Source organism: Frankia sp. CcWB3, from assembly GCF_977927595.1.
On the sequence record NZ_CDWRCK010000219.1, the window covers coordinates 1 to 7,114 of the forward strand.

Annotated in this window: 8 protein-coding genes and 1 pseudogene; 2 read left to right on the forward strand and 7 right to left on the reverse strand. The window is 72.4% G+C overall.

What is annotated here, in order from left to right; all coding sequences use genetic code 11:
* Nucleotides 1-328 precede the first annotated feature (328 nt).
* Entirely contained in the window at nucleotides 329-736 is a 408-nt protein-coding gene (locus ACY5KJ_RS15570; protein WP_462203673.1) for a hypothetical protein, read from the forward strand.
* Nucleotides 733-957: a helix-turn-helix transcriptional regulator gene (locus ACY5KJ_RS15575; protein ID WP_462203675.1), complete on the forward strand. Its 225-nt coding sequence runs from the start codon at nucleotides 733-735 to the stop codon at nucleotides 955-957. Before ACY5KJ_RS15570 ends, ACY5KJ_RS15575 begins: the two co-directional genes overlap by 4 nt.
* 155 nt (nucleotides 958-1,112) lie before the next feature.
* Here ACY5KJ_RS15575 and ACY5KJ_RS15580 read toward each other — a convergent pair whose 3' ends face one another.
* The 7 genes and pseudogenes from ACY5KJ_RS15580 to ACY5KJ_RS15610 all read right to left on the reverse strand — a co-directional run.
* Nucleotides 1,113-2,144 carry a WD40 repeat domain-containing protein gene (locus tag ACY5KJ_RS15580; protein WP_462203676.1) on the reverse strand — a complete coding sequence of 344 codons (1,032 nt, stop codon included), beginning with the start codon at nucleotides 2,142-2,144 and terminating at the stop codon, nucleotides 1,113-1,115.
* Complete coding sequence (locus ACY5KJ_RS15585; RefSeq protein WP_462203677.1) at nucleotides 2,141-3,130, reverse strand: CobW family GTP-binding protein; 990 nt, start codon at nucleotides 3,128-3,130, stop codon at nucleotides 2,141-2,143. Before ACY5KJ_RS15585 ends, ACY5KJ_RS15580 begins: the two co-directional genes overlap by 4 nt.
* The gene (locus ACY5KJ_RS15590) at nucleotides 3,127-4,257 is read right to left on the reverse strand and encodes a metal ABC transporter permease (RefSeq protein WP_462203678.1); all 1,131 of its coding nucleotides are present in this window, start codon (nucleotides 4,255-4,257) and stop codon (nucleotides 3,127-3,129) included. The genes ACY5KJ_RS15585 and ACY5KJ_RS15590 overlap by 4 nt, the downstream gene beginning before the upstream one ends.
* Nucleotides 4,254-5,000: a metal ABC transporter ATP-binding protein gene (locus tag ACY5KJ_RS15595; RefSeq protein ID WP_462203679.1), complete on the reverse strand. Its 747-nt coding sequence runs from the start codon at nucleotides 4,998-5,000 to the stop codon at nucleotides 4,254-4,256. Before ACY5KJ_RS15595 ends, ACY5KJ_RS15590 begins: the two co-directional genes overlap by 4 nt.
* The gene (locus ACY5KJ_RS15600) at nucleotides 4,997-5,956 is read right to left on the reverse strand and encodes a metal ABC transporter substrate-binding protein (RefSeq protein WP_462203680.1); all 960 of its coding nucleotides are present in this window, start codon (nucleotides 5,954-5,956) and stop codon (nucleotides 4,997-4,999) included. The genes ACY5KJ_RS15595 and ACY5KJ_RS15600 overlap by 4 nt, the downstream gene beginning before the upstream one ends.
* Before the next feature lie 89 nt (nucleotides 5,957-6,045).
* Nucleotides 6,046-6,519: a hypothetical protein gene (locus ACY5KJ_RS15605; RefSeq protein WP_462203681.1), complete on the reverse strand. Its 474-nt coding sequence runs from the start codon at nucleotides 6,517-6,519 to the stop codon at nucleotides 6,046-6,048.
* A 199-nt stretch (nucleotides 6,520-6,718) separates the two neighbouring features.
* Nucleotides 6,719-7,114 (reverse strand): annotated as a pseudogene (locus ACY5KJ_RS15610) (MFS transporter); the annotation flags it as partial.

Sequence of the window (7,114 nt, forward strand, 5' to 3'; positions counted from 1 at the left end):
ACACAACGGATCATGCAATCCGAAAATCACCATCAGATCCACGGCCAGCCTCGGGACATACTTCCCAAACAGGCCCTAGGACCGGGCCGCGGCTTAGCCCGGCGAGGTCGAGGACGGCCAGAGCGCGGGGCCGGTCTGTTGAGCCTGGCCCAGGCGACGGTCGAGTTCGGCGTCCAGCCGCGTGGTGGCGTCGGCCACGCCGGTCTCCTCTCACTCCTCCCCAAGGATACGGGTACGCCTACGTAGCCGTATCCTTCTGCATCGATGTCCAGAGCCGCCTATGACAAGCAAACTTGACTTGATGGAAAGCCAGCTTTACATTCATACCATGATCGATGAGACGCGGCAGGACAACGTGACACGTGCCGCCCGCAGGGCGATCTTCCTGGACGGTCTCCCCGTCGCCACCCTCGGAGGGATCGCTCTGGCCCTGGGCAGCGACCCTGACCAGACCGCCGCCCAGGAGGCCTGGTGGCTGGGGGTCAGCAGCGCGTTCACGCTCGCCGTGGCATGGGTATTGCTGCGCGCCTTCCGCCGCGCCGACGAGTACCAGCGCAAGATCCAACTGGAGAGTATGGCGATTGCCTTCGCGGCAGTCCTGGTAGGGCTTCAGCTAGCCGCTCTGCTCGACGCCGCTGGCATCGTCCAGCTACGCCAGCTCACCCAGATAATCACCATCGGCGGCGTGGCGATGTGGCTGCTGATCGCAGACCTACGCACCCGTCTACGCCGATGAAGAACCAGCTGCGCGCGCTGCGGGCGGAACGCCGGTGGAGCCAGGCCGACCTGGCCGACCGATGCCGGGTATCCCGGCAGACCATCAACGCGATCGAGACCGAACGGTACGACCCCAGCCTTCTCCTGGCCTTCACCCTCGCCGACATCTTCAGCCTGGCCATCGAGGAGATCTTCATCCCCGACCGGTCAGGGACAACCACCGCCACCGACCGGCCCTGAGCTCGGCTGTTACGAGCACGGTTTTCGTCCCGGTCCCGGCCAGGCCGTCGCGCAATCGGAGCCCATGGATGGCATGGCGAGGATCCAGCGATGGAGGTCGACCAGCACGAGCGCGGTTTCCCGCCTGGCCGGATGCCGGGCAGGTCAGACCCTCCTTAACGGCCGCCTTCCAGGTAGGCGCCGGTGTCGAACGCGTACAGGGTGCCGGCGCGGGTGGCGATGAGGATGCGCCGCTGGTCGAGCCAGGTGAGGGCGGTGGCCGGGGCGTCGAGGTCGAACCGGTGCGCCGGTCGGGCGGGGCGGCCGGGCGCGGCGGCGGTGACGCGCCACAGCGCGGCGGTGGCGTCGGCGCCGCAGGTGGCCAGGCCGGCGCCGGTCGCGGGCTGCCAGGCGAGCGCGGTGATGGTGTCGTGACCGCGCAGCAGCCGGGGCTTGCTGCCACCGGGGCCTTTGCCGGCGAAGTCCCAGACGGTGACGTCGGGGGCGCCGTTGTTGGCGAGCCATCGCCCGGTGGGGTCGAACGCCAGCTGGGTGACCTTGCCCAGGTAGCCCGGCATCTCCAGTTCCTGCCGGTCGCGGGTGCGCCAGATGTGCACGCTGCGGTCCTGGTTGCCGGTGCAGACCCACCGGTCGTTGGCGCCGACGGCGATCGCGAGGTGCGAGCCCGGGTAGCGCAGGTGTTCGACCGGGTCGGTGCTGTGCCGGGCGTAGCGGTAGGCGGCGGCGACGACCTCGCGGCCCGCCCGCAGCCAGGCGAGGTCGGTGACGGTGCTGGGCGCCGGGCCGGTGCACCACAGCAGGCTGCCGTCGGCGGCGTGCACCCGGACGTGCCGGCCGCAGGCGACCGCCACCCGGTTGGCGCCGTACCAGCGGGCGCGGGCGGACCAGCCGGCCGTGCCGTACGGGCTGTGCTGCTGGCCGGTGGGCTGCTGGCCGGTGGTGTGCCACAGCCGGTAGCCGGTGGGGCCGGTCAGCGCCAGGTGGGCACCGTCGGGGGAGAACGCGGCGTCGAGCAGGCCGCCGTCGACCGACAGGGAGGCGGCGGGCTCACCGGTGTCGGCCTGGTGGATGGCGCAGGTCCCGTCGGCGCCGGCCACGGCGAGCAGCCCGCTGGCCGCGCTCACGGCGACGGGGGTCTCGTCGATCCTGGCCTGCCACAGCGGGGCTTCGATGGTCGCGGTGCTCATGCGGCGGTGGTGAGGCAGGCGGTGAACCCGGCCTCCAGTTCGGCGCGGTCGAGGTTGCGGCCGATGAAGACCAGCCGGTTGGTGCGTGGTTCGTTCTCGCGCCAGGGGCGGCCGGTGTCGCCGTCGAAGAGCATGTGCACGCCCTGGAAGACGTACTGGCGGTCGTTGCCGGCCAGGGCGAGGATGCCTTTGGAGCGGAAGATGTCCACGCCCTTGCTCGCGAGGAGCTTGCCGAGCCAGGCGTTGAGCTTGTCGATGTCGACGTCACCTGGGGTGTCGATGCCGACCGAGGTGACGGTGGCGTCGTGCTGGTGGTCGGTGCTCTGCAGGAACTGCGGGTCGGTCTGCAGGACGCGGGAGAGGTCGAACGCGCCGACGTCGAGGATGGCAGCTAGGTCGATCTTCGCGTGCTGCGCCGGGATGATGTCGGCGAGGGCGTTGATCTGCCGCAGCCGGGTCTGGATGCCGCCCAGCTGGTCGGGGTCGACCAGGTCGGTCTTGTTGAGCACGAGGCGGTCGGCGAAGGCGACCTGCTCGACGGCCTCGTTCTCCACCCCGTCGGGTTTGACCTCGTCGAGGTGGGTGAGGATGTGCCTGGCGTCGACGAGGGTGATGATCGCGTCCAGGCGCAGCTGGCCGCGGATCTCGTCGTCGACGAAGAAGGTCTGCGCCACGGGCGCGGGGTCGGCCAGGCCGGTGATCTCCACCAGGATCCGGTCGAAGCGGTCGCGGCGGCGCATCAGCGTGCCGAGGATGCGGATGAGATCCCCGCGCACGGTGCAGCAGATGCAGCCGTTGTTCATCTCGAAGATTCCTTCTTCGGCGTCCAGGACGAGGGCGTCGTCGACGCCGAGCTCGCCGAACTCGTTCTCGATGACGGCGATGCGCAGGCCGTGCTGTTCGCTGAGGATGCGGTTGAGCAGGGTGGTCTTGCCGGAACCGAGAAAACCGGTCAGCACGGTGACGGGTACCCGGGTATCAGTCATTCTTTTTCTCCTTCAGGTGACAGGGCGGCGCGAACGGACTCGGCGGTCAGCTCGGCCATCGGCTGGTGCAGCGTCCAGCGGCGCGTCGGCGCGCCCGCGGACAGCACGGCAATGACGGTTTCCACAGGTGGGCAGCCCGGCTCGGCGCAGGCCAGCTGCTGGATGACCACCGTGTGGCTGTCGTCCAGCAGCAGCATGTCGCGGACGACCGCCTTGAGGGCGGCGGCGTTGGCCCGGCCGGTGCCGTCGGGCCGGCCGGCGGGGCCGGCCAGTGGGGTTGTCGGATTGGTGGTCAGGATGTTCTCCCTTGGCCGGTGGTGGTTTGGTCGCAGCCGGCCAGCGGCACACGCCCATGGTCGGTGCGGGGGCCGGGGCGGGCGGCGCGGGTCAGCGCGGCGGCGGCGACCTCGGGGCCGGCGGGCAGGCCGAGGTGGTAGCTGGCCAGCAGCCCGACCAGCCCGGTGGTGACGCCGAGGCCGGCGGCTGGACAGCAGCCGGGCGGCGGCGGCCGGGGCGATGCACAGCGTCAGCGCCATCAGGACTCCGACGGTGGTCAGGCCGATCACGACTACGAGGCCGAGCCCGAGGATGACCGCGGTGTCGACCAGGCCGGTGCGCACGCCGAGGGTGCGGGCGTGGCCCGGGTCGAAGGTGGTGGCGACCAGCAGCGGCAGGCATCCCGCGGCCGCGGCGACGACCAGCGCGGCGATCGCCAACTCGATGATCACATCGGTGGTGGTGACGGTCAGCGGGTTGCCGAACAGCACGTGCGAGAGGGCACGAGGCTCGGTGCTTTGCGATACCCCGATCACCCCGAGGGCGAACAGTCCCTGCCCGACCACCCCGATGGCGCTGTCCTCCGGCAGCCGAGCCCGGACCACCAGCACGGCGACCAGCAGCGCCATCACCGCCGCCGCGACCAGCCCGCCGGCCAGCAGGGAGGCGCCGAGCAGCGCGGCGGCGGCGAGGATGGCGTGGCTCATCGCGTCGGTCAGGTACACCAGGCGGCGGCTGGTGGCCCACACCCCGGCGACCGGTGCGGCCACGCCGACGGCCAGGGTGGTGACCAGGGCGCGCTGCATGAACGGGTACCCCAGTGGCCCCGTCAGCCAGCCGAGGCCACTCACGTCGGCGCCCCGCGGCCGGCCGCGACCGGCAGCGGGGCGCCGACGGGCAGCACCTGGCCGGCGGGCCCGTCGGCGAGTACCGCCCGGTCGATGACCACTGCCCGGTCGAACAGGCCACGGGCCAGGTGCAGCTCGTGCAGCGCGCAGCAGACCGCGATGCCGCCGGTGGCCAGCTCGGTCAGCGCGGCCAGCAACGCGCTGACGCTCGCGGCGTCCAGGCCGTCGCACGGCTCGTCGAGCAGCAGCACGTCCGGTTCCTGCGCCAGGGCGCGGGCCAGCAGCAGCCGCTGCGCCTGTCCCCCGGACAGCTCGCCCACCGGCCGGTCCGCCAGGGAATGCAGATCCATGCGTAACAGGGCCGCCTCGATGGCGCGGCGGTCCGCGGCGGCTGGCCGCCGCCACCACCGCCGCGGGGAAAGCCGGCCGGTCGCCACCGCCTGGCGGACCGAGATGGGCAGGTCCCAGCGCGGGGTGGCGCGTTGCGGCACGAACGCCACCCGCACCTCGCTTGCCCCCCGCAGTTCGGTGCGCCGGTGGTGGCATGCCGTCGCCTGGCGGGTGACGGTGCCCTCGTGGGGGGTGAGGCCGGCGAGGGCGCGCAGCAGGGTGGACTTGCCGGCGCCGTTGCGCCCCACGAGGGCGACCAGCTCCCCGGCCGCCAGGGCCACGTCCACGTCTTCGATCGCGGTGACCCGCCCGTACCGCACGGTCAGGCCGCGCGCCGCCAGTACCGGCGGGTTCACCGGCACTCCAGGCCGGTGTGCAGGCGCCGCCCGTTGCCGCGCATCACGCTGAGGTAGTCCTGACCGGCACCCAACGCCTTGCCCGGGTCGAACTCCAACGCGGCGAGCAGGTCCACCCGGGCGCCGATCGCCGTGGCGACGGTCCTGGCCAGATCGGGTGGCAGCGCCTCCTCGAAGAACACCGTGTGTGCCCTGGCCGCCCGGGCCGTGTCGGTGATCTCGGCGAGGGTCCTGGCGTCCGGCTCCGCGTCCGGCGACAACCCGGCGATCGGGATCTGCCGCAGCCCGTACCGGTCGGCCAGGTACCCGAACGCGGCGTGCGAGGTCACGATCGCCGTCTGCGCGCAGCCGGTCAGACCCGCCCGCAGGGCCGCGCCCAACCCGTCGAGGTCACGCCCGAGCGTGGCCAGGTTTGCCCGGTAGTCCGCGGTGTGCTCGGGATCGGCGTTGGTGTAGGCGGCGGCGACCACGCCGGCCATCGCCTTCATCCGCACCGGATCCAGCCAGACATGCGGGTCCTTGCCGCCGGACAGGGCCTCCTCGCCCAGTACCGCCGGCGCGGGTCGCAGGCTCACCCCGGGCGCTGCGAGCAGGTCCCGACGGATCACCGCGGGCGCGCTGTCGCCGACGGCCTTTTCCACGTCCGGCTGGAAACCCGCCCCGAGGTAGAACACCACCTTTGCCTCGGCCAGCGCCCGGGCACCGCGGCCGTCCACCGCCAGGTCGTGCGGTTCGGAACCGGGCGGGGTCAGGTTCGTCACCGTCACCCGGTCCCCGCCGATCCGCTCGGCCAGGAACTGCACCGGGTAGAAGTTGGCCACCGCCGGCAGCCGGCCGGCGGCGGCCTCGGCGGTGGCAGCCCGGTCGCCGCCACAGCTGGCGATCAAGGAAACCGCGAGCGTGGCGGCGCCGCCAAGCGCCAGCAGGCGGGATGCAAAGGCAAAGGATCGACTCACGCCCGGCACCCTACATAGAAACAAAAAAACCATTTTCAACAGCACTCTACCGGGTGACTGCAGGTGGAGTCAGGGACCGCGGACCGTGCTCAGGTCCTCCGGATTCGCCGGCCGAGGGCCGCCGGGCGCCGGGCGCGGGTGAGCAGGCCGAGGAGCGCCAGCGCGGCGAGGGCCATGACGACCAGGCCGTACCCGCGGGCGGTGGGCAGCAGCCCGTGGTGGGTGACCAGGTAGCCGGCGACGACCGCGGGGACGCCGAAGGCGAGGTAGCACAGCACGTAGACGGCCGAGAGCAGGCCGGCGCGTTCGTGCGGGGCGACCAGGGGGATCAGGACGCGCAGGCCGCCCTGGAAACTGGCGCCGAGACCGATACCGGCCAGCGTGGTGCCGGCGAAGAACGTCGGGGTGGAGGGAAGGTCCGCGCCGAGCAGGGTGACACCGACGCCGACGAGCAGGCCCAGGGCGCCGAGGAACATCACGGTGCGGGGGGCGGTGTCGCGCACGAGCAGCACCGTCAGGGCCGCGGTCACGGTGATGGCGAAGACCGCGAGACCTCCCAGCACGACCCAGCGGGAGTCGACGACGAGACGGGCCAGGCTCGGGCCGAGGGAGAGGTAGAACCCGCTCAGGGCCCAGGAGGCGACCAGGCAGGGGGCGGCGGGCGGCGGCGGGTACGCCGATGGTCGGGCGCAGCGACGCGATCGCTCCGGGGATGCGCGGTGCGGTCTCGGGCATCGCCGCGACCCCGACCGCCTGGGCGAGCACGATCGCGCACAGCACCAGGTAGACCAGACGGGTGGGAGCGGGCAGGTAGGCCACGAGCAGACTGGACCCGAGGGCACCCAGGGCCAGGCCGGTGAACGGGCCGACTCCGTTGGCCAGGGTGCCGCGGGCCCGGTCGAGGTCGAGCAGGCCGGCGCCGAGGGCGCCGCTGGCGGCGCCGGTCGCCAGGCCCTGCAGAACGCGGCCGATGGTCAGCTCCCCTACCCCGCCGGCGGTGGCGAACACCGCGAGGGCGGCGGCGAGCAGCAGCGAGGAGGTGAGCAGCACCGGACGGCGCCCGATGTGGTCGGAGAGGGCTCCGACGGTGAGCAGTGCGGCGAGGATGGCCAGGGCGTACACGGCGTACACGGCGAACACGGCGAACACGGCGAACAC